The organism is Burkholderia metallica, assembly GCF_902832845.1.
Taxonomy (GTDB): domain Bacteria; phylum Pseudomonadota; class Gammaproteobacteria; order Burkholderiales; family Burkholderiaceae; genus Burkholderia; species Burkholderia metallica.
The window spans coordinates 881751-903400 of record NZ_CADFDB010000001.1; the positions used below are offsets into that span (position 1 = coordinate 881751).

Genomic DNA, 21650 nt, shown 5'->3' on the forward strand with positions numbered 1-21650 from the left:
CCGGATACTGGATCGCTTACCGACCAGGCAGGAGCGACCCATGACCCAGACCATGAAAGCGGCCTTCGTGCACGCATTCGGCGAACCGCTACGCATCGAGGAGGTGCCCGTGCCGATGCCGGGGCCCGGCCAGATTCTCGTCAACATCCACGCGTCGGGCGTGTGCCATACCGATCTGCACGCGGCCGACGGCGACTGGCCGGTCAAGCCGTCGCTGCCGTTCATTCCGGGCCATGAAGGCGTGGGCATCGTCGCGGCGGTCGGCGCGGGCGTCACGCATGTGCGCGAAGGCGATCGCGTGGGCGTGCCCTGGCTCTACACGGCCTGCGGCCATTGCGAGTACTGCCACACGGGTTGGGAAACGCTGTGCCACGGCCAGCAGAACACCGGCTATTCGGTGAACGGCAGCTACGCGGAATACGTGCTGGCCGATCCCGACTACGTCGGCCATTTGCCCGCGCAGGTTGCGTTCGACGAGATCGCGCCGATCCTGTGCGCGGGCGTCACCGTCTACAAGGGCATTCGCGTGACCGATACGCGCCCGGGCCAGTGGCTCGCGATTTCCGGTATCGGCGGCCTCGGGCACGTGGCCGTGCAGTACGCGCGCGCGATGGGCCTGCACGTCGCGGCCATCGACATTTCACCCGACAAGCTCGCGCTGGCGCGGCAGCTCGGCGCACAACTGACGATCGACGCGTCGGTCGACGATCCGGCCAAGGTCATCCAGAAGGAGATCGGCGGCGCGCACGGCGTGCTCGTCACGGCCGTGTCCCGCAGCGCGTTCGCGCAGGCGCTCGGAATGGTGCGGCGCGGCGGCACGGTGGCGCTGAACGGCTTGCCGCCCGGCGATTTCCCCTTGCCGATCTTCTCGACCGTGCTGAACGGCATCACCGTGCGCGGGTCGATCGTCGGTACGCGGCGCGACCTGCAGGAATCGCTCGATTTCGCGGCCGACGGCCTGGTGCGCGCACATATCCATCGCGACCGGCTCGGCAACATCAACGACGTGTTCGCGAAACTGCGCGCAGGCAAGGTCGACGGCCGCATCGTGCTGACCGACATGCATTGATGCGATGTACGCAGCACGTGCCGTCGACGGCGCGACGGCGTCGCGCTGCTTATCGTTCCGCCGGAAACCGCTCCTGCAGCGCATGCAGCCAGCGCGCGACGACATCGAGTTCGTCGTCGGAAAACCCGTCGCACAGCTTGCCGTTGAGTTCGCGCAGCAGCACGCGCGCACGCTTGAGCGCCGCATGGCCTTCGTCGGTCAGGTACAACCGCGTCGCGCGGCCGTCGTCCGAGTCGGCGTGACGCGTGATCAGGCCGGCTTTCGCCATCCGGTCGGCGAGCCCCGTCATCGCGGACGGCGCAAGCTGCAGCGCGGCGCCGACTTCGCCGACCAGCGCGCCGTCCTGTTTCGCGAGGCAGAACAGCGCGCCGGCCTGCGCGGCGCTCGCGTGCGTGTCGGTCTCCGCCTTGCGGTCGATCCAGCGCTGCACGCGCCGCTGGCCGATGTTCAACAGGAAAAACAGTCGTCGGTCTTCGCTCAAGCTGGGTTCCCGGCTGCAATGAAAAGAGAGGGGCGGCCCGCGGCGCGCGGCGTGTCCAGTGCCTGCGCGAGCCAGTCTGCCACGCCGGGCCACAGCACGGCGCCGGGGCGGCTGCGGAAGAAGCCCATGTGCCCGACCGGGCCGCTGCCCGCCGCATGCGGATCGATCTGGCGGCGCTCGACCGCCGCGCGGGTCAGATAGCTTACCAGCAGCCCGATCGCGGTCGGGTTCGCCCACGGGTCGTCGTCGAAGCCGAGCGCGAGGATCGGCAACTGCTGTTTCGCGTAGCGCTCGGCCGCGCCGAGCGTCGGATCGTCGAAGAAATAGTGCGGCAGCGTCGTCCAGCGGCTCCATTCGCGGAACACGCCGGCCGGCATGTCCTCGCCGAGCCCGAGCCGCTTGCCGGGCACGTAGCCGAGCAGCGCCGCCATCAATGGGCCGAGGACGCGCAGGATCAGCCGCACCTTCACGCGTTCGGCCGCCTGCATGATCAGCCGCGTGCTGCCCGCGTGCGCGGCGACGAGCACGGCCGCGCGCAGGTACGGCGTGGCGGCGGACAGCCCGATCGCATGTCCGCCGACGCTATGGCCGACCGCCAGCAGCGGCAAACCTTCGTACGCCTGCCGCGCCCACGCAGTCGCGCCGCCCACGTCGAGTTCCATCCAGTCGCGCATGCGGGCCTTCAGCGCGCTCAGGCGCGCGGGCCGCGACGCGCCGATGCCGCGGTAGTTGTAGGTGAGCGCCGCGAAGCCGCGTTCGGTCAGGAAGCGCGCGAAGCCCGCATACAGCCGCTCCGGCACGGCCGTGGCCGGATGGATCAGCACCAGCGCGCGCGGCTCGGCGTCGGGCGACCACAGCGTGCCGTGCAGCACGTAGCCGTCGGCGGCGGAAAACGTGATGGGTTCAGCGGTCATGGCCGTCCTCGTCCGGGGAGTTATTTCGTATGCGAAATATAGTTCGGGATTTATTTCGTGCGCGAAATATCTGTCGAGGATTCATTCGAACCGCGTTCCGGCAAGCGCGCCGGACGGCATTCGGCGCCGCCGGTCACGTCATAAAACATTTGCATCTTTGCATAGAAGAATATTGCGTTTGTTTCATGATGAAGATCGCCGTATCTTCACCGGTTCCATCCGTTCCGCCGGCCGCCGTGCACGGTGGATCGCGAGTCGCCGCCATCGCGCGGCCGTTTGCCAACTCTCCGGGAGATCACGTTGTCGAGCCGAATCGTCATGGCGCTCTTGCTGGCGCTCGCCGCGCAGCCGGGCATGGCCAAGGACACCGTCACGCTGCGCGTCGGTGAACAGAACTACTTCAACATCCAGGCGTCGATGGAGGCGTCCGGCGTGCTGAAGGACCTGCCTTACACGATCGAGTGGAAGCATTTCCAGGCCGCCGCGCCGGTGGCCGAATCGCTGAACGGCAATGCGATCGACGTCGGCTTCCTCGGCGATTCCGCGCTGCTGACGCTGGCCGCGCGAGGTGCGCCGGTGAAGGTGGTCGCCGTGTCGCGGCAGAGCCTCGACGGCGTCGCGATCCTCGTGCCGAAGGATTCGCCGGTGCGCACCGTGGCCGACCTGCAGGGCAAGACCGTCGCCGTCTGGCGCGGCGCGTGGAGCCAGCAGCTGGTGCTGCGCGCGCTGGAGCATGCGGGCCTGCGCGCGGATTCGGTCAAGTACGCATACCTGATGCCGATCGATGCGACCAACGCGCTCGCGAACGGCTCGGTCGACGCGGTGTCGCTGTGGGAGCCGTTCGTCAGCACGCTCGCGTTGCGGCAGGGCGCGCGGCCCATCACCACCGCGCAGGGCTTGATGCCCGCGCTGAGCTTCGTCGCCGCGAACGAGCAGGCCGCAACCGGCAAGCGCGCCGAGATCACGGATTTCCTGAAGCGCGTGGTAGCCGCGCGCCAGTGGGTCGACAGCCATCCGCGCGAGTACGCGGACCTGTGGGCGAAGCGCGCGAAGCTCGAACCCGATGTCGCGTATCGCTGGCTCGGCAACGCGAAGCAGCGCGTGGGCCCGGTCGACGAGACAGCCGCGAAGGACGCGCAGAACACGGCCGACTTCCTTCACAAGGCCGGCGTGATTCCGGCCGCGTACGACACGTCGAAGCTGCTCGACCGCTCGTATGCGGGCGCGTTCGCGGCGCCTGCGCAGAAGGCGGCCGCCGCGCAGTAAGCGGACCATCCCGACCACGAATTCCGATCGAAAACCACGAGGACACCCCGACATGCCAGTCGACATCATCGGCATGATCACCGCGACGCCCGGCGCGGAGGTCGACGTACCGGGCGGCGCGGCCGTCCAGCCCGACTACGTGCGCCGTTTCGCGCAGGCGCACGAGGCCGCCGGCTTCGACCAGATCCTGGTCGGCCATTTCAGCAACGCGGCGGACGGTTTCATCGTTGCATCGTTCGCGGCCGCCGCGACCGAACGCATCCGCATCCTGCTCGCGCACCGGCCCGGGGTGATCGTGCCGTCGGCCGCCGCACGGCAGATCGCGACGCTCGACGTATTCAGCGGCGGCCGGCTCGCGCTGAACGTCGTGTCGGGCGGCGACGATACGGACCTGCAGCGCGACGGCGATTTCGTGCCGCACGATGCGCGCTACCGCCGCACCGGCGAATATCTCGACGTGCTCAAGCGGATCTGGCAGGCCGACGCACCGGTCGACCACGACGGCGCGTTCTACCGGCTGCGCGGCGCGTCGCCGCTCGTGAAGGGCGTGCAGCGGCCGCACGTGCCGATCTATTTCGGCGGGTCGTCGCCGGCCGCGCTCGCGGTCGCGGGCGAGCACGCCGATGTCTACATGACGTGGGGCGAGCCGCTCGCGTCGGTGCGCGAGCAGATCGCACGCGTGCGCGCGGCCGCCGCCCCATTCGGGCGTGCGCCGCGCATCAGCGTGTCGTTCCGGCCGATCGTTGCCGACACCGAGGCGGCCGCATGGGAGAAGGCCGAGGCGATCCGCGCGCGCGTGCGCGCGGCACGGCTCGCGAACGGCCAGCCGATCGCCGGCCATGCGCCGCAGAATGCGGGTTCGCAACGGCTGATGGCGGCCGCCGCGCAGGGCGACGTGCTCGACGAGCGGCTGTGGATGGGCGTCGCGAACCTGACCGGCGCGCGCTGGAATTCGACCGCGCTGGTCGGCACGCCGGAACAGGTTGCGCGCGCGCTCGGCGCGTATTACCGGTTGGGCGTGTCGACGTTCCTGATTCGCGGGTTTGATCCGCTGGACGATGCACTCGATTACGGGCGTGCGCTGATTCCGGCGATTCATGCGCAGGTGGCCGAGCTTGACCGGTCTCACGCGGCGGTGACGGCGTAGGCCCGGCGTTCCACCCGACGGTGTCGTTTCACGCGCCCCGGCATTGCCGTCATGGAATGCCGGGGCGAAGTCGTGTCGGGCATCGTCCCGGCATCGCTCTCAGAACGACGGCAACCCCGGCGGATTGGTTTCCGCGTGCGCGATGGCCTCGCTCTGCAAGCCCCAGCGCGCGAGCGCCTGCCCATAGCGGCCGCTGCCGATCAGCGCGTTCGTCGCGAGCGTCAGCGCGGGCGCGAGCCCGCTGCCGCGCCGCGTCGCGATCGCCACATCGGCATGGGCCGGCCAGCCCGCATTGACGACGCCGACGCGCCGGATCTTGCCGGTGCGCGCCGCCTCGTACGCGAGCGACGCGTTCGGGTTCAGCTCCGCATCGGCGCGCCCCGACAGCAGCGCGACGCGCGCGGTCGCATCGTCGTCGAAATAGAGCAGCTCGGCCGGCTTCAACCCTTGCGCCACGTTGCGCTTGTTCCATTCGAGCAGGATGTGCTCCTGGCTCGTGCCCGCGCCCGTGATGATGCGCAGGCCGGCGATGTCCTTCGGCTGCGCGAGCGTCGCGATGGGGCTGCTGGTGCGCACGTAGAAGCCGTGCAGCCCGAGCCGGTAGGTCGTGAAATCGTATTTTTCCTTGCGCTTCTCGGTCACGCCGACGTTCGAGATCACCGCGTCGTACTTGCCGGACGTCAGCCCGAGCGGCCAGTCGGCCCACGCGATCGGCACCAGCGCGAGCGTGCGGCCGAGCGCGTCCGCGACGAGCTGCGCATAGTCGGGATCGGCGCCCACCACGGTGCGCGCGTCGGTCGCGTAGGTCGACACCGGCGGCGCGTGCGGGGAGATCGCGACCGTGAACGCGCCGTCGCGTACCCAGCGGTAGCCGGCTGCCGCGCGGATCGCCGCGTCGTCGCGTTGCGCGCGAATGCGGCCGGCCTGGCGTGGGTCGAGGTCGGCCGTCGCGGCGGCCGCGCGCGCGGCGTGCCACGGCAGGCCCGTTGCCGCGATCAATGCGGCGGTCATGAAGCGGCGTCGGTCGGTCATCGCGCGGCCCCTCGCAGGTGTGCAGCGGCGCGCATCACAGCACCCGCGACAGGAATGCACGCGTGCGCGGATGCGCGGGCGCGTCGAGCACGACGGCCGGCGGGCCGGCCTCGACGATGCGCCCGCGCTCCATGAACAGCACGTTGTCCGCGACTTCGCGCGCGAAGCCGATCTCGTGCGTGACGATCACGAGCGTCGTGCCCGAGCGCGCGAGTTCCTTGATCACGTCGAGCACCTCGTTGACGAGCTCGGGATCGAGCGCCGACGTCGGTTCGTCGAACAGCAGCACCTTCGGGCGCAACGCGAGCGCCCGCGCGATCGCCACGCGCTGCTGCTGGCCGCCGGACAACTGGCGCGGATACGCATCGGCCTTGTCCGCGAGACCGACGCGCGCGAGCAGCGCGCGGGCGATGCGTTCGGCCGCGTCGCGCGTGACGCCGCCGACGGCGACCGGCGCTTCGACCAGATTCTCGAGCACCGTCAGGTGCGGGAACAGGTTGAAGTTCTGGAACACCATCCCGACGGCGGTGCGCCGCGTCAGGACGTCGCGCTCCGGCAGCTCGTGGAGCACGTCGCCGTCGCGGCGATAGCCGATCAGTTCGCCGTCGATGTCGATGAAGCCGTCGTCGACGCGTTCGAGATGGTTGATCGTGCGCAGCAGCGTCGACTTGCCCGAGCCCGACGGCCCGACGATCACGGTCACGCTGCCGCGCGGGGCGACGAACGACACGTTGTCGAGCACGCGCTGCATGCCGAACTGTTTCGATACGTGATGCACGGCCACTTCGCCGCCGGCGCGCAGCGCGACCGCGGTCGCGGCGTCGCCGTCGCGATGAGCGGCCGCGACCGGGGCCGCGCGACGGGCGGCAATGCGCCGCCACAGCTTGCCGACGCGCGCGAGCGCGAACGTGACGACGGACGGCGGCGGGTTGCGCAGCGCGCCGCGCGCGTAGTGCCGCTCGACCTGCACCTGAATGGTCGACAGCACGGTCAGGATGATCAGGTACCAGACGGTCGCGACCATCAGCAGCGGGATCACTTCGAGATTGCGGCGATAGATCACCTGTACCGTATAGAACAGCTCGGGCATCGCGAGCACGTAGACCATCGACGTGCCCTTGGCGAGCATGATCAGGTCGTTGAACGCGGTCGGCAGGATCGCGCGCATCGCCTGCGGCAGCACGATCCGCGTGGTCTGGCGGCCGCGCGGCAGCCCGAGCGCGGCGGCCGCTTCGAGCTGGCCCTGGTCGACCGCGAGAATGCCGCCGCGGATCACCTCCGCGGAAAACGCCGCGTGGTGCAGCGTGAGGCCGAGTACGGCCGCGCAGAACGGGCTGATCAGGTCGGTGGTCGGCGCGTCGAACCACACGATGTCGGTGAACGGCACGCCGAGCCGCACATGCTCGTACAGGTAGCCGAGATTGTTCAGGATCAGCAGCAGCACGATCAGCGGAATCGAACGGAACAGCCACACGAAGGTCCACGCGCTGGCCGACAGCAGCCGCGAACGCGACAGCCGCGCCAGCGCGACGAACGCGCCGAGCACGAGGCCGAACACCGCGCCGAGCAGCGTCAGCACCAGCGTGCGCGCGAGCCCCGACAGCACCGGCGGCGACAGGAACCATTCGGCGAACACCGGCCAGCCCCATTGCGGGTTGCCGAGAATCGAATGCAGGACGATCGCGATTAGCGCAACGGCGAGCACGGTGCCGGCCGTGCGCGACCGGTGGCGCGCGGGCACGATCCGCAAACGCGTGCCGGCGTCGCGCGCGCCGGGAGAAGAGAGCGGCGGCAGCGCGCCGCCGAGGTGGGTCGTATCGCTCATATCGGTGGAAATCCTCGAATCGGTCGGGCGGGCGCGCCGCGCACGGGCGGCGCGGCGGCGGGTGTCGGGCGTCTCAGGCGTGCGCTTCGGCCGCGGTGGCCGGTGCAACCCCGGGCGCCGCGTGGCGGCTGGTCTTGCGCGGCAGCCCGAGGTGGTCGCGCAGCGTCGCGCCGGGCAGGTCGCGGCTGTAGCGGCCGCGCGCCTCGAGTATCGGGATCACGAGTTCGACGAAATCGTCGACACCCTGCGCCTGCACCGCGAAGCCGAGGATGAAACCGTCGCCGGCGCCGGCGTCGTGCCAGCGGATCAGCTCGTCGGCGACGTGTTCGGCCGTGCCGATGAAATTCGGGCGCGGCGTGGCGACCGCGAGCGCCGTCTCGCGCAGCGACAGCCCTTTCCGTTTCGCGTCGGCCTTGATCCGGTCGGTGGTCGAACGAAAGCTGTTGCGGCCGAGCTCGCCGAGTTCCGGGAACGGCGCGTCGAGCGCGTACTGCGTGAAATCGTGGTGATCGAAATAGCGGCCGAGGTACGCGAGCGCCTCGTCGATCGTCAGCAGGTCGCGGATCGCCTGGTATTTGTCCTCGGCCTCCTGGGCCGTGCGGCCGACGATCGGTCCGATACCGGGGAAGATCTTCACGTCGCCGGGTTGCCGGCCGTGCTCGACCGCACTTTGCTTCACGCGCCGCGTGAACGCGGCCGTTTCGTCGAGCGACGGCGAATGCGTGAACACGGCGTCCGCATACTTGCCCGCGAGCCCGATCCCGGTGTCGGACGAACCGGCCTGGAAGATCACCGGCTGCCCCTGCGGCGAGCGCTGGATGTTCAGCGGCCCCGCGACCTGGAAGAAGCGGCCGTGGTGATCGAGCGTATGCAGCTTGTCGCGATCGAAGAAGCGGCCGCTCGCGCGGTCGCGCACGAATGCGTCGTCGTCCCAGCTGTCCCACAGGCCCTGCACGACGTCGAGGTATTCGTCGGCAATCTCGTAGCGCAATTCGTGGTCGGGATGCGCCTTGCCGAAATTCTTCGCGGTGCCTTCGAGCGGCGTCGTCACGACGTTCCAGCCCGCGCGCCCGCCGCTGATCACGTCGAGCGACGCGAGCTGGCGTGCGACGGTGAACGGCTCGCTGTACGACGTCGAGATCGTGCCGGCCAGCCCGATCTTCTTCGTCGCGACCGCGAGCGCCGACAGCACGGTCAGCGGCTCGAAGCGGTTCAGGAAGTGGGGGATCGACTTCTCGTTGATGTAGAGGCCGTCGGCGACGAACGCGAACGCGATGCCGGCGGCTTCCGCCTTGCGTGCGATGCCGATCGCGAAGTCGAGGTTGATGCTCGCGTCCGGCGGGTTGCTCGGGTGCCGCCATGCGTTCATGTGGCTGCCTGCGCCCTGGAGCATCAGGCCGAAGGGGATCGATCGTCGGGTCGTCATGGGAGCGTCACGCGTTCTGGTCGGGGGAAAGGGAGCGGTCGGCCGCGACGGCCGCCTGCCAAGATGTGGCCGACTGCGCGCCGCCGAGCCATTCGGCCGACGCGAGCCGCGCCGCGTAGTCGGTCACCGGCGAATCGATCACGAATGCGTCGACGTCGAGCCGCCGGCTCAGCGCGTCGAGCGCGCGGTGCACGCGCTCGGGCGTGTCGGCCAGCACGGTCGGGCGCAGTTCGTCGATCCGGTAGTCGGATGCGCCGCTTTGTCGCGCGAATTCGGCGGCGGCCTGCGCGCTCGCGAGATTGAAGCTCTGGCCGCCCGCGAACTGCAGCTTGAAGATCTTCAGCGGCCCGATCAGTTGCTCGGCCGCGTCGCGCGTCGGCGCGGCCACCGCGTACAGCGCGACCAGCGGTTTCGTACCGCCCGCGCTGCGGTACGCGTCGAGCGAACGTTCGAGGTTCGCGTCGTCGCCGTTGAAATGCCCTGCGTAGCAGAAGCGCCAGCCGTTGCGCGCGGCGAGCGCGCCGCTGTCCGGCGAGCCGCCGAGCAGGATGCGTTCGGGCGCCTGCGGCGGCACCGGCATCGCGACGGCGCCGGCGAGCGGATGATCTTCGGCGACGCCCCAGCCGAGGAACGCGTCGAGTTCCGCGAGCTGGCCCGCGAAATCCGGCTTGCGCGCCTTGTCGTGGAACCACTGCAGCGCGCGCGTGGTCAGCGGCAGCCCGCCGGGTGCCTTACCGACGCCGAGGTCGACGCGGCCCGGCGCGAGCGCGGCCAGCACCTTGAACGTCTCGGCGACCTTGAACGGGCTGTAGTGCTGCAGCATCACGCCGCCCGAGCCGACGCGGATGCGCGACGTGTGCGCGAGCAGGTGCGCGACGACGATCTCCGGCGCCGAGCTTGCGAAGCCCGGCGCGCCATGATGCTCGGCGACCCAGAAGCGTTCGTAGCCGAGCTGTTCGGCGCGTTGCGCGAGCGTCGTGGTGAAGCGCAGCGCGTCGGCGGCGCTCGCGCCGTCGGCAATCGGACTCTTGTCCAGCAGCGATAGCGAGTAAGACATGGTGAGCGGCGTTCCTGCGGGAGCGTGAAATGAGCGTGAAGTGAACGTGACAGGGCGTGACGATGGGCGCGCGGCGCTCAGCTCTTCGGCAAGCCCGGCGGATTCGTGCGCGACCGGTCGATCGCCTCGGAGGCGAGGTTCCAGCGGTCGAGCACCTGCTGGTAGCGGCCGCTCCTGATCAGTCCGTTCAGCGCGACGGTGAGCGGATCGGCGAGCCCGCTGCCGCGACGCGTCGCGATCGCGATGTCGGCCGTGCGCGGCCAGCCGCCGCTGATCGCGCCGACGAGCCGGGTCTTGCCTTGCTGCGCGCTCTGGTACGCGAGCACCGAGTTCACGCTGAACACGGCGTCCGCGCGGCCGGACTGCACGGCGACGATGCGCATCGCCTGGTCGTCGTAATACTGGATCTGCACGGGTTTCAGCCCGTGCGCGATGTTCTCGCGATCCCACGCGAGCAGGATCTTTTCCTGGTTGGTGCCGGCGTCGGTCACGACGCGCAGCCCCGCGACGTCCTTCGGCTCGCGGATCGCCTGGATCTTGCTGTCGTTGCGCACGTAGAAGCCGACCTGGTCCTTGCGGTAGGACGAGAAATCGAACTTCTGCTTGCGTTCCTCGGTGACGGTGACGTTCGAGATCACCGCGTCGACTTTTCCGGATTCGAGCGCGAGTGGCCAGTCGGCCCACGCGAGCGCGACGATCTTCAGCTTGCGCCCGAGGCTGTCGGACACGAGCTGGCCGATGTCGGCGTCGAAGCCGATCACCGTGCGCGCGTCGGTCGCATACGTGCTGATCGGCGGCAGGCTCGGCGCGATGCCGATCGTCAGCGTGCCGGGTTCGGCGAACCTGAACGACGCGGGCACCGCGCGCTCGACGGCCGCATCGGCCGCGCCGCGCGGGCGGCCGAGCTGTTCGGGGCTCAGGTCGAACGTGGCCGCGGCGGCGGCCGCGGCGAACGCGCTCAGGCCGATCAACGCGGTGGCCAGCGTGCGCGCGGCACGGGAGGAAAGCGGTACGGCTCGTGGCATGAAAACGTCCTGTGATGGCAAGCGAAGAGAGGGAAGCGTCAGCGGTGCGGGCGCGGTCAGCGCGGCAGCGCCGGTTCGGGCGCGGGCGCCCACAGGTCGGCCAGCGTCGACGTGCGCAACGGGTCGACGAGATCCTTGCCGAAGCGCAGGTGGAAATACGCTTCGGGGGCGATCGACGCATCGAACAGCCGCGTATAGCCGGTGCGGTCGTACAGCGCCCACGCTTCGGGCTGGCGAAAGCCGGTGGTCAGGTAGACGCGCCGATAGCCTTGCTGCACGGCGCGCTGTTCGAGCGCGTCGACGATCACGCGTGCGAGGCCCTGGCGGCGCAGGTCCGCGCGGGTCCAGATGCGTTTGAGCTCGGCAGTGTGCGCGTCGTAGCGCTTGAACGCGCCGCCGCCGATCGTCTCGCCGTCGCGCAGCAGCAGCACGAACGCGCCTTCGGGCGGCGCGAACAGTTCGGCCGGATAGCGTGCGAGTTCATCGCGCGCGGACGCGCGGCTGTCGGGGCGATACGCGTTGTAGCGGGTCGCATACTCGTCTATCAGCGCGTCGATCAGCGGCTGCGCGCGGACGTCGAGCGGCGACGTGTCGATGATGCGGTCGGTCGTGGCCATGGGCATCGCGAAGGGCGCGCGATGCGGACGTTCCTGGCGGGGTGCGGGCACGCGGCCCGTCCGGTCTGTTCCGCTATCGCGACGGAGTTGTCGTGATGACGGTGGCCGGCGCGCATCCCGTTGCTGCGATGCCGATGGCGGGCCGCCGTCGTTTCGAACACGTTAGCGGCGCGGCCGGCAAAGACGAACGAAGCAATTTCGATAAGGATTTCGCGGGCGGCGTCAGAAGGCTTGCAGCGGGCGTGGGGTGGGGTAGCATCCGGTGTCGCCGATACGCTCGAGACGGCGACGAAGTCGTTCGGGCGAAGGGGAGCACGGCGCGTGTGCGCGGCTGACCGGTATCGGCCGGGATTCGCGCGCACGTGCTGTTCCGTTGCGATCGCATCGCGCCAGACGACACTTTTTCGACGATTCCGGAGTGGGTATATGCCGTTGATCTTGCGCCGGGCAACGCCGGCCGACGCCGCGGAGTTGGGCGACCTGTATCTGCGATCCCGCAACACGATGGCATCGTATGCACCGCTCGCGCACACGGAACCGGAAGTCCGCGACTGGGTCGCCAACATCCTGATTCCGTCGGGTGGCGTGATCGTCGCCGTCGACAACGATCGGTTGGTCGGCATGGCCGCATACTCCGTCACCGATCGCGTGACATGGCTCGACCAGTTGTACGTGTGTCCCGAGTCGACGCGGCGCGGGATCGGCACTTGGCTGCTGGAGGCGGTGAAGTCGCAGACCGATGGCACGCTCCAGCTTTACACGTTCCAGATGAATCGTGCTGCCGCCGCGTTCTACGAAAAGCAGGGATTCATTGCGGTCGCGTACAGCGATGGAAGCAGAAACGAGGAACGCTGTCCCGATGTTCTGTATGCGTTGATGCGGTAACCGGGGGCGACGCGGACCGTTTAGCGGATGGCCGGTTATCGGCTCTCGCGACAGCGTCGACGTGGGGCGTGGCCGACGCTCCCCGGTCGCGACTTCTCCCCAGTCACACGCATCACTCGATGACACGCGGCGGCGTCGACAACTCCGCCAGCTGAAACAGGCAATCTCCGCGCCGAACCTGCGCGGGCACGCGCTTGCACACCACTTCGCCGTCGCCCTTGAACCGGTGCAGCACCGGTTCGCGCAGCGGCGTATCGGGGAAATGCACCCACGCGGCCGGCTGTCCGGCCGTCACCTGGTCGCCGAGTTCGACGAGCGGCTCGTACAGCCCTTGCTCGTACGCATAGACGAAGTGACGCTCGCCGTCGACGCGCATGAAGCGCGTGACGGTCGGCGGCGCATCGGGCACCAGCGCGCCGCGCAGCAGCCCGATATGACCGAGGTAGTGCAGCAGCCCGTGGCGGCCCATCCGGATCAGCGACGGGTCGGCCATGCCGGCGCCGCCGAGCTCGGTCACGATCGAAATCGCGCCCTGCCGCCGCGCGGCCGACGCCGAGTGCACGGGGTTCGGCGCATGCAGCAGCGCATTGTGCAACCCGAACGCGACCAGCAGCCCGTTGAGCTTCGCGGCTTCGTCGTCGTCGAGCGGATCGATCGCGAGCATGTTGCCGCCCTGGTACAGCAGCGAGCTGCCGCCCGAATGCAGGTCGACCAGATACTGCGCGCGCGACAGCAGCATGTGCTCGATGTAGTGGGCGATCATCTGCGTCGGCGTGCCGGCCGGGTCGCCGGGGAAGCTGCGGTTCAGGTTGCCTTCGTCGAGCGGCGACACGCGCAGGCCCGCGTCCGCCGCCGGGAAATTCGCCATCGGCAGCAGGATCAGCTGGCCGCTGACCATGTCGGGCTCGATCTCGCGCATCAGTTGCGACACGATGATCTGGCCTTCGTACTCGTCGCCGTGGTTGCCGGCCATCACGAGCGCGACCGGGCCGTCGCCGTTGCGGATCGACGCGATCGGGATCGGCAGCCAGCCGTACGCCGAGCGATGCACGGAATGCGGCAGCCGCAGGTAGCCGGCGTGCTTGCCTTGCGCGTCGAGATCGATTTCGCAGTGGATGGGATTACGGGGTGAGGAAGAGGCGGTCATGGCGGCGTCGTTCGATGAACGGAATCTGCCATCTTATCGGGAAACGACCGCCGCGCGCCGCGCCGGGCGCGCGCCATGCCGAATGCGGTGGCGAACTGCGATCGACCGGCAAGCCCATCGATGCGTGCGGACGCGTTGCAACGTCGATACGTGGAACCCTTGCGATGTTGCAGCGGTGAACGCATGCGGGCACGTCGGCCGGCCGCATTCGAGCGTGATGTTTCGCGCCGGCCCCCGCCGCGAGAAGGCCGGCGCGCGCAACCGGCTTACCGGCCCGATGTTTCAGCTTCGAGACGACCTTCTTCCCACAGTGCCCAGAAACGGCTGCCGGCGCGATACGGATTCGCGCGGCGCGCGTGGTGATCGGCGATGCCCTGGCGAAATGCGCCGTACAGCGTCAGCGGCGGATTGTCGACGCATCGGGCTTCGCGTGCGGCCGGCATCCGGCGTTCCGACACGAGCCGGCGGATCAGCGATGCGCCGTCGATCACGTCGAGTTCGTCGATGGTTTCGCTGCGGCTGAGGACTTCGACGGTATTCATGCTGGGTCTCCCTGACAACCTGTTTCCGTGACAGGGAGCAATAAGAGTGCCAGGCTCGAAAAGCCTCGCGCTGCGTCGATCGTGCCGGCTTCTGCGGCCAACGTGACGCGTGGCGAGCGGCGATGTTACGGAACACGTCACGTGACACGCGAACGCGCGGCGCCACGCGCGGCCGCGCAAAGCGTTTCGGAATTGCATCGTCGGCAGGTGGCGGACGCGGGGGAAAGCGCGCGACGTCGCGGGCCTGCGTGCGGCCGGTTCAGCTCGCGGTGGCCGGCGCGACGCGGCGGCTGCCGCTCGAATAGAACCGGTAAATCCCCTTGCCGGCCGACTTCGCTTCATACAGCGCGCTGTCGGCCTGCCGGATCAGTTCGTCGGCGGAACCGTGGCCGTCGTCGAGCGCGATGCCGATGCTGATTCCGAGGCTCACGGTCTCGCCGATCGACAGCCTGTACGGTGCCGAGATCTGCCGGATGATGCGCGTGGCGAGGAGCGAGCACGCGTGCATCGTCGTGTCGTCGAGCGCGACGACGAACTCGTCGCCGCCGATTCGCGCCGCGAGCTCGCCGGGCGGCAGCGTCTTGCCGAGCCGCTCCGCGACCTGCGTGAGCACGTCGTCGCCGGCCTGGTGGCCGAACCGGTCGTTGATCGCCTTGAAGCCGTCGAGGTCGAGATACATGACGGCGAGCGCGGGGCCCGGCATGCGCGGCCGGCGCGCGAGCATCCGCTTGAGCCCGGCATGCAGTTCGTGGCGGTTCGGCAAGCCCGTCAGCGCGTCGTGCCGCGCGAGATGCCGGATGTGCTGTTCGGTCCGGCGGCGCGCGGTGACGTCCTCGACGATGATCACCGCGTTGCCGTCCGGCACGCGGTGGCGGGTCAGTTCGAGCTGGCGGCCGTCGGCGAGCGCGACGTCGAGCGGCGCGGGTTCGTCGCAGGCCAGCCACAGCTCGCACTGCGCGGCGAGCTGCGTGCCGCCGGGATCGGTCGCGTCGTTCGCGCCGAGCGTCGCGACGACGGCGGGCAGCGGCGTATCGAGCATGATTTCGCGCGGCGAGCCGAACAGTTGCGCGGTGCGCCGGTTCGCGACGATCACGCGGCGCTCGCCGTCGATCATGCACAGGCCGTGCGGCATGTAGGTGAGCGCGGCGTCGAAACGCGCGACGAGTTCGGCGTTGCGCTGGCGCGCGGCGATCAGCGCGACGAGCACACGATAGTGGCGCTGGACGACCGTGCGCATCGCGGCAAGATAGATCGCGAGCGGCGGCAGCAGCAGCCATGCGCCCGAGCGCTGGGCCAGCAGCGCACCGACACCGATCGGCAGCACGCCGAGCGTGACCTGCATCATCGCGAGTCGCGGCAGCGCCGCATTGCGCGACGCGATCCCGCCGAACACGCCGCCCGCGACCATCACCGACAGCGTGCCGAGTTCGACGTCGACGGCCTGCACGCAGCCCATCACGCCGAGGCCGAGCACGAGGCACGCAACGAGCGACACGGGCGCGTAGCGCATCGCCCAGTATTCGGCGCGGTCGTTGCCGGCGTTGCGCTGAACCGTGTACGCGCGCGCGATTGACAGCCGCGCGACGAGCAGGCAGACGTCGGCGATCAGCCATGCCACGCACCAGAGTTGCTGCAGCCGGAGCAGCGCGACGGCCGCGACGAAGCCGCTCGCGAGCCCGGACAGCGCCATCGGGCGGACGTCCTCGAACAGGGTGACGAGCATCGACGGACGCAGCGCGTCCGTCACACGGTGGTTGCCGGAGGGAGGAGTGGCGAGAACGGAGTGCAGGAGAGACGCCCTGACTGCCATGGTTGTTGACCTCGACACGATGTCGCGCGATGACGCGATGGCTGGCGGCTTCGCACGGCACGTGGCGAAGGCCCGGCCAGACCGGATGCGCACGACATTACCATGAAACACAAGCGGCGCGGCGCCGTGCGCGACGCCGGCCACTAGTCGTAAACCACGCCCGTGGAAGTCTTGCGCATTCGTCGGCGCGGAGGCAGCATCCTTGCGAACGGCATGCGGTGCGGGGGCCGGCAGGAGACAGGTCGCCGTGGGCACGGTGCGGACCCATCGGTTGCGGCCGACACGATCGAAACGGCTGCAACGGAGGGGCGCGACGCGCTCGAATCGCTTCGTGCGACCGGCCGTCGCAGCCCGGCTGAATACCGTTATAAGAGATTCAATAAGTATTTCATGCGAGAAATACTATAGGCGATATATCAAAAACAATGCCAGAATGCGCGCCGCTCCGAACGTCGCGACACCCGATCGCCGTCCGAGCCGCATCAGGAGGTTCTCCCCCAATGAAAAACCACGGCCTGTCACGGCGGGGTTTTCTGAAAGCCAGCGTGCTGGCGGGCGTCGCAGTGTATGTCGCGCCGCTGGGCAGCCGCGCATTCGCGGCGCTCTTCGAAGAAAAACTCCTCACCCCCGTCAAATGGGATAGCGTCACCGGCATCCCCCAGTTCCGCATCGACGGCATCGCGAAGGTCACGGGCTCGAAAGTATTCGCCCGCGACGTGCGCGCCGCCGACATGCCGCACTGGCCGCAGCAGCAGTCGCATGCGCTGATCCTGCGCGTCACGCAGGCCGACCGCACGTACGAAGGCTTCGACCTGTCGCTGCTCGGCGACGACCTGAAGCCGGACCGCGTGGTCACGGCCGACGATCTCGCGCGCGACGGCGTCGCGTTCCCGACGTTCTACGGCGACGACATGCTGCTGCCCGCCGGCAAGACGCCCGCGTATCTCGGCCATGCGGTCGCGATCCTCATCTACCACGATTTCGCGCGCTTCCGCTTCGCGAAGAACGCGCTGAAATTCCGCGACGACGTGATCCGCTACGGCGCGGTCACGGGCCCGCTCGAGCGCGATCCGTGGGGCACGTTCCGCTACGTGCGCGTGGGCGGCAAGACGGCCTACGACGACGACGTCTATTCGAGCCTGAAGGATGCGCCGATCTTCCCGAGCATGATGCGCAAGCACCTGCCGGTGTGGCCGGACGGCAAGGAGCACGGCAAGCTCGACGAACAGGGCATGTTCCTGGCCGGACAGATCGCGAACGAGCTCGACCATCCGTCGGCCGACTGGCTCGTGTTCGACCGCGAGTACAACACGCAGTCGGTCGACACGGCCGCGCTCGAACCCGACAACGCGAACTGCTGGTACGACACCGCGACGCAGTCGCTGCACCTCGTCGTGCCGACCCAGTCGCCGCTCGAAGTGGCGGAGAATGCGGCCGCGATGGTCGCGAAAACCCGCTTCCCGGTGAAGAAGCTGTTCGTGCATCCGTGCTACACGGTCGGCTACGGTTCGAAGGATCACTTCAACGTGCCGTTCTACGGCCTCGTGTGCGCGTTGTACGCGGACGGCCGCCCGGTGCGTTTCGCGAACGACCGCTACGAGCAGTTCCAGACGTCGCTCAAGCGTCACGCGTTCAAGATGCACTACCGGATCGCGGTCGATCGCAACACGGGCCTGCTGCAGTCGTTCAAGGGCGACTTCGAGGCGAACGGCGGCGGACGCTCGAACTTCTCGCCGTCGGTCGCGATGGTCGGCGCGACGGCTGCGCAGTCGATCTACTACTTCCCGAAGAGCGACCTGGCCGCGGTCGCGATCGCGTCGCGCGCGATCGACGCCGGTTCCGCGCGCGGCTACGGCACGCTGCAGAGCATGGCGGCGACCGAGATGGCGGTGGACGAAATCGCCGCGCAGCTGAACATCGATCCGATCGATTTCCGTCTGCGCAACGCGCTGCGCTCGGGGATGAAGAACACGCAGGGTGCGATTCCCGCCGGCGCGCTGCGCGTCGACGAAGTGCTCGAGCGCGCGAAGCAGCATCCGCTGTGGACGCATCGCGTCGCGCGCAAGGCCGAATACGAGGCCGCGAACCCGGGCAAGCGCTACGGCGTCGGCTTCGCGTGCGTGCAGAAGGATTTCGGCACGGGCGCGGAAGCGTCGTTCGCGAAGGTCGAATTCGACGAGAACGGCAAGGTGTCGCTGCAGCATACGGCGGCCGAGATCGGTACCGGGATGTCGACGTCGCAGGCCGTCGCGGTCGCGAAATGGCTCGGCCGTCCGGCCACCGACGTGCGCGTGGCCGTGACCGAATGGCCGGACCTGCCGGTCGAGACGAGCGGCGATCCGTATCTCATGTCGCAGGCCGACCAGGATCGCCTGAGCGCGAACCCGCGCTGGTCGCCGGGCTATGCGTCGCCGTCGAGCGCGACGAACTCCGCGTACTACTTCACGCACAGCACGCGCGAAGCCGCGCGCGCGGTGTTCCGCTACGGCCTGTGGCCGGCCGCGATGTCGATCTGGACGCGCGGACTCGGCGGCGGCCAGGCGGCGCCGTACACGATCCGCATCGAGGACGCGCGCTGGGTCGACGGCAAGCTGACCGCCGACGGCCTCGAGCCGCTGTCGTTCGAACAGCTCGCGAAGCAGGCGCATGCGCTCGGCCTGCCGACCGGCGCCGTCGTGCACGTGTTCAACCGCTGGCAGTGGGCCGACGCCGAGTTCGACGTGGGCGGCACGGTCGAACGCCTGCCGATCGACGGGCTGTCGCTGCGGGTCGGCGCGCCGAAGACGGGCGACAACGGCCCGATGCCCGGCACCGCCGCACCGGCCGGCGCAACCGCGATGCATGGAACGCTGGCGCCGACCGCGAACGGCTACCGCGTGCTGGACCGCAAGCGCGTGTTCATTCCGCCGACGAGCCGCAACAACGCGGCCGTCACGTACTACACGGCAGTCGGCACGCTGGTCGAACTGGCCGTGCACGAAGCGACCGGCAAGGTCGAGCTGCTCACGCACCACTCGATCATGGAATGCGGCAACCAGATTTCGCCGCAGCTCGTGTCGGGCCAGTTGCAGGGTGGTCTCGCGATGGGTATCGGCCATGCGCTGCACGAATACCTGCCGCTGTATGAAGACGGCCCCGGCAACGGCACGTGGAACTTCAACCGTTACCAGCTGCCGCGCGCGTCCGACGTCGCCGTCTGGACGCAGACGGGCGACGTGTTGCCGCCGCTGTCCGAGACCGATCCGCCGAAGGGCGTCGCCGAAGTGGTGATGATTCCCGTCGTCGGCGCGATCGTGAACGGCATCGCGCACGCGATCGGCCATCGTTTCACCGACCTGCCGGTGACCCCGCAAAAGATTCAGGAGGTGCTCGCATGACGACCGCCCAACCCGCGGCTTCGGCCGCGAGCGCCAGCGCCACTGCGACCGGCGCTTCCGCGCCGAGCGTGGCTTCGGCCGCACCGGCATCGGCCCCGGCAGTGCCGGCCCCGGCTGCGGCCGCCGTCGAGCGTCCGCTCGTGCGGTTCCAGTCGAAACCGCTGTCGATCAATATCAACGGCAAGTCCGTCGGCCCGATGCAGGTGCCGGAAGGGCTGATGATGATCGAGTTCCTGCACGAGTACGCGGGCCTCACCGGTTCGCGGCTCGGCTGCGGGCAGGGCATCTGCCATGCGTGCGTCGTGATCGTCGACAAGCCGGACGGCACGAGCGAGGAAATGCGCACGTGCATCACCGGCGCGCATTTCTTCCACGGCCGCTCGATCCGCACGATCGAAGGCCACGCGAAACGCAACGAAGCGGGCGAAGTGGTCGAGCTGTCGCCGATCCAGCAGAAGTTCCTCGATCATTTCAGCTTCCAGTGCGGCTATTGCACGCCGGGCTTCGTCAACGCGGCCACCGTGCTGATCGAACGCCTGAAGCGCGAGCCGGTCGCGAAGGCCGACGTCGAGCGCACGATTACCGAGGCGCTCGATGCGCATCTTTGCCGCTGCACGGGCTATGTCCGCTACTACGAAGCCGTCAAGGACGTGGTACTGACGACCCCGGGACTCGTGAAGGACGCCGCATGAAACGCACATTCGCTCACCGTGTCGCGCGCGCCGCGGGTCTGCCCGCGATCGCCGCGGCCTGCGCGCTGCTGCTCGCTGCGTGCGGCGGCCATGACGCACCGGCGTCGAACGCGGCGTCCGGCGCGCCCGGCGCCGACTCGATCGCACGCGGCCGCTATCTCGTCAAGGCTGCCGACTGCGCAGCGTGCCACACCGCGAAGGACGGCGCGCCGTTCGCCGGCGGCGCACCGCTCGAATCGCCGTTCGGCACGTTCTACGGCTCGAACATCACGCCCGACAAGGATCACGGGATCGGCAGCTGGAGCGCGGACGACTTCTACGCCGCGCTGCACGACGGCAAGGCGCCGGGCAAGCGCCTGTATCCGTCGATGCCGTACACGTCGTACCGTCAGCTCACGCGCGCCGATTCCGACGCGATGTACGCGTACCTGAAGACCGTCAGGCCGGTCGCGCAGGCAAACCGCGAGCACGAACTGAAGTTCCCGTACAACCTGCGCTTCGGGATGGTCTTCTGGGACATGGTGTTCCTGAAGGACAGCCTGCCCGACGCCTCGACGGGCCAGTCCGCCGACTGGCAACGCGGCCGCTATCTGGCGGGCGCGCTCGGCCACTGCGCGGAATGCCATACGCCTCGCGCGTTCACCGGCCAGCTCGACAGCGCGAAACCGTTCGCGGGCGCGGCGCTCGGCCGCGTGGCCGCGCCGGACATCACGCCGGCAGGTCTTGCCGCGCGCGGCTGGACGGGCGCGGACCTGCAGACGTTCTTCGGCGTCGGCATCGCGCCGCAAGGCTCGGCGTTCGGCGAGATGTATCCGGTCGTGCACCTGAGCACGCAGTACATGACGAAGGACGACCTGCGCGCGCTGTCGGTGTACCTGCTCGGCGACACGCCGCCCGCGCCGCAACCGGTGAAGCCGGTGTCGGCCGACGCCGCGCAGCTCGCGGCCGGCCGCTCGGTGTATCTCGCGGTCTGCGCGGGCTGCCACGGCTTCAACGGCGAAGGCAAGCCGCACGTCGCGGTGCCGATGAACGGCAACTCGACGGTGCGCCAGGGCGACCCGCGCAACCTGCTGGTCGCGATGCTCGACGGCATCGGCGAGCAGAAGTTCGCCGGTTTCGAGAACCTGCAGCCGATGCCCGGTTTCGCGCACACGCTGAGCGACGACGAACTCGCGCAGCTCGCGAACTACCTGCGTGCGACGTGGGGCGGCCAGCCCGCGAGCGTCACGGCGGCCGACGTGAAGGCGATGCGTTAAGCCGTGCCGAGGGGCGGGGCGTCGCGTGCGATCCAGCCGGTTTCCGGCGCGCGCGGCGCCTCGCCCGATTTTTTGCGGCGGC

The 21650-nt window shown here is 69.1% G+C and carries 18 protein-coding genes; 7 read left to right on the top strand and 11 right to left on the bottom strand.

Annotated elements, in window-relative coordinates; genetic code table 11:
* Window positions 1–40: 40 nt before the first annotated feature.
* Window positions 41–1069 (top strand): alcohol dehydrogenase AdhP, encoded by a 1029-nt coding sequence (gene adhP / locus HWX08_RS03880; RefSeq protein WP_174919391.1) that lies wholly within the window; start codon window positions 41–43, stop codon window positions 1067–1069.
* 49 nt (window positions 1070–1118) lie between these two features.
* On the opposite strand, the gene HWX08_RS03885 is transcribed toward adhP, so the two are convergent.
* Together HWX08_RS03885 and HWX08_RS03890 are read right to left on the bottom strand one after the other, a co-directional pair.
* Window positions 1119–1550 (bottom strand): MarR family winged helix-turn-helix transcriptional regulator, encoded by a 432-nt coding sequence (locus tag HWX08_RS03885; RefSeq protein WP_069260004.1) that lies wholly within the window; start codon window positions 1548–1550, stop codon window positions 1119–1121.
* The gene (locus tag HWX08_RS03890; RefSeq protein ID WP_174919392.1) at window positions 1547–2464 is read right to left on the bottom strand and encodes an alpha/beta hydrolase family protein; all 918 of its coding nucleotides are present in this window, start codon (window positions 2462–2464) and stop codon (window positions 1547–1549) included. The genes HWX08_RS03885 and HWX08_RS03890 overlap by 4 nt, the downstream gene beginning before the upstream one ends.
* 318 nt (window positions 2465–2782) lie before the next feature.
* Here HWX08_RS03890 and HWX08_RS03895 point away from each other — a divergent pair, with 318 nt between their 5' ends.
* The gene (locus tag HWX08_RS03895; protein WP_069260002.1) at window positions 2783–3730 is read left to right on the top strand and encodes an ABC transporter substrate-binding protein; all 948 of its coding nucleotides are present in this window, start codon (window positions 2783–2785) and stop codon (window positions 3728–3730) included.
* 52 nt (window positions 3731–3782) lie between these two features.
* A complete protein-coding gene (locus tag HWX08_RS03900; RefSeq protein ID WP_174919394.1) occupies window positions 3783–4877 on the top strand; it encodes an LLM class flavin-dependent oxidoreductase in 1095 nt (364 codons plus the stop codon).
* Between the two features lie 99 nt (window positions 4878–4976).
* Here the strand turns inward: HWX08_RS03900 and HWX08_RS03905 are convergent, their stop codons facing one another.
* The 6 genes from HWX08_RS03905 to HWX08_RS03930 form a co-directional block, all read right to left on the bottom strand.
* Window positions 4977–5909: an ABC transporter substrate-binding protein gene (locus tag HWX08_RS03905; protein WP_174919395.1), complete on the bottom strand. Its 933-nt coding sequence runs from the start codon at window positions 5907–5909 to the stop codon at window positions 4977–4979.
* A gap of 34 nt (window positions 5910–5943) precedes the next feature.
* Window positions 5944–7734: an amino acid ABC transporter permease/ATP-binding protein gene (locus HWX08_RS03910; RefSeq protein ID WP_174919396.1), complete on the bottom strand. Its 1791-nt coding sequence runs from the start codon at window positions 7732–7734 to the stop codon at window positions 5944–5946.
* 73 nt (window positions 7735–7807) lie between these two features.
* A complete protein-coding gene (locus HWX08_RS03915; RefSeq protein WP_069259999.1) occupies window positions 7808–9160 on the bottom strand; it encodes an LLM class flavin-dependent oxidoreductase in 1353 nt (450 codons plus the stop codon).
* 7 nt (window positions 9161–9167) lie between these two features.
* On the bottom strand, window positions 9168–10217 hold the full coding sequence (locus HWX08_RS03920; protein ID WP_069259998.1) for an LLM class flavin-dependent oxidoreductase: 1050 nt from the start codon (window positions 10215–10217) through the stop codon (window positions 9168–9170).
* A gap of 77 nt (window positions 10218–10294) precedes the next feature.
* Window positions 10295–11242 (bottom strand): ABC transporter substrate-binding protein, encoded by a 948-nt coding sequence (locus tag HWX08_RS03925; RefSeq protein ID WP_174919397.1) that lies wholly within the window; start codon window positions 11240–11242, stop codon window positions 10295–10297.
* Window positions 11243–11298: 56 nt separating this feature from the next.
* Window positions 11299–11859 (bottom strand): GNAT family N-acetyltransferase, encoded by a 561-nt coding sequence (locus HWX08_RS03930; protein WP_174919398.1) that lies wholly within the window; start codon window positions 11857–11859, stop codon window positions 11299–11301.
* Between the two features lie 426 nt (window positions 11860–12285).
* On the opposite strand from HWX08_RS03930, the gene HWX08_RS03935 reads away from it, so the two are divergent.
* Window positions 12286–12744 (top strand): GNAT family N-acetyltransferase, encoded by a 459-nt coding sequence (locus HWX08_RS03935; protein WP_069259995.1) that lies wholly within the window; start codon window positions 12286–12288, stop codon window positions 12742–12744.
* A 112-nt stretch (window positions 12745–12856) separates the two neighbouring features.
* On the opposite strand, the gene HWX08_RS03940 is transcribed toward HWX08_RS03935, so the two are convergent.
* The 3 genes from HWX08_RS03940 to HWX08_RS03950 all read right to left on the bottom strand — a co-directional run bounded on the left by HWX08_RS03940 (window position 12857) and on the right by HWX08_RS03950 (window position 16243).
* Window positions 12857–13891 carry a succinylglutamate desuccinylase/aspartoacylase family protein gene (locus HWX08_RS03940; protein WP_069259994.1) on the bottom strand — a complete coding sequence of 345 codons (1035 nt, stop codon included), beginning with the start codon at window positions 13889–13891 and terminating at the stop codon, window positions 12857–12859.
* Window positions 13892–14157: 266 nt separating this feature from the next.
* Complete coding sequence (locus tag HWX08_RS03945) at window positions 14158–14433, bottom strand: hypothetical protein (RefSeq protein ID WP_069259993.1); 276 nt, start codon at window positions 14431–14433, stop codon at window positions 14158–14160.
* A gap of 259 nt (window positions 14434–14692) precedes the next feature.
* Complete coding sequence (locus HWX08_RS03950) at window positions 14693–16243, bottom strand: sensor domain-containing diguanylate cyclase (RefSeq protein WP_174919399.1); 1551 nt, start codon at window positions 16241–16243, stop codon at window positions 14693–14695.
* A gap of 500 nt (window positions 16244–16743) precedes the next feature.
* Here HWX08_RS03950 and HWX08_RS03955 point away from each other — a divergent pair, with 500 nt between their 5' ends.
* The 3 genes from HWX08_RS03955 to HWX08_RS03965 are packed head-to-tail and all read left to right on the top strand — an operon-like array spanning window position 16744 to window position 21568.
* A complete protein-coding gene (locus HWX08_RS03955) occupies window positions 16744–19620 on the top strand; it encodes a xanthine dehydrogenase family protein molybdopterin-binding subunit (RefSeq protein ID WP_174919400.1) in 2877 nt (958 codons plus the stop codon).
* Window positions 19617–20312 carry a (2Fe-2S)-binding protein gene (locus HWX08_RS03960; RefSeq protein WP_174919401.1) on the top strand — a complete coding sequence of 232 codons (696 nt, stop codon included), beginning with the start codon at window positions 19617–19619 and terminating at the stop codon, window positions 20310–20312. The genes HWX08_RS03955 and HWX08_RS03960 overlap by 4 nt, the downstream gene beginning before the upstream one ends.
* Window positions 20309–21568 (top strand): cytochrome c, encoded by a 1260-nt coding sequence (locus HWX08_RS03965; protein WP_174919402.1) that lies wholly within the window; start codon window positions 20309–20311, stop codon window positions 21566–21568. Before HWX08_RS03960 ends, HWX08_RS03965 begins: the two co-directional genes overlap by 4 nt.
* Window positions 21569–21650: the final 82 nt, after the last annotated feature.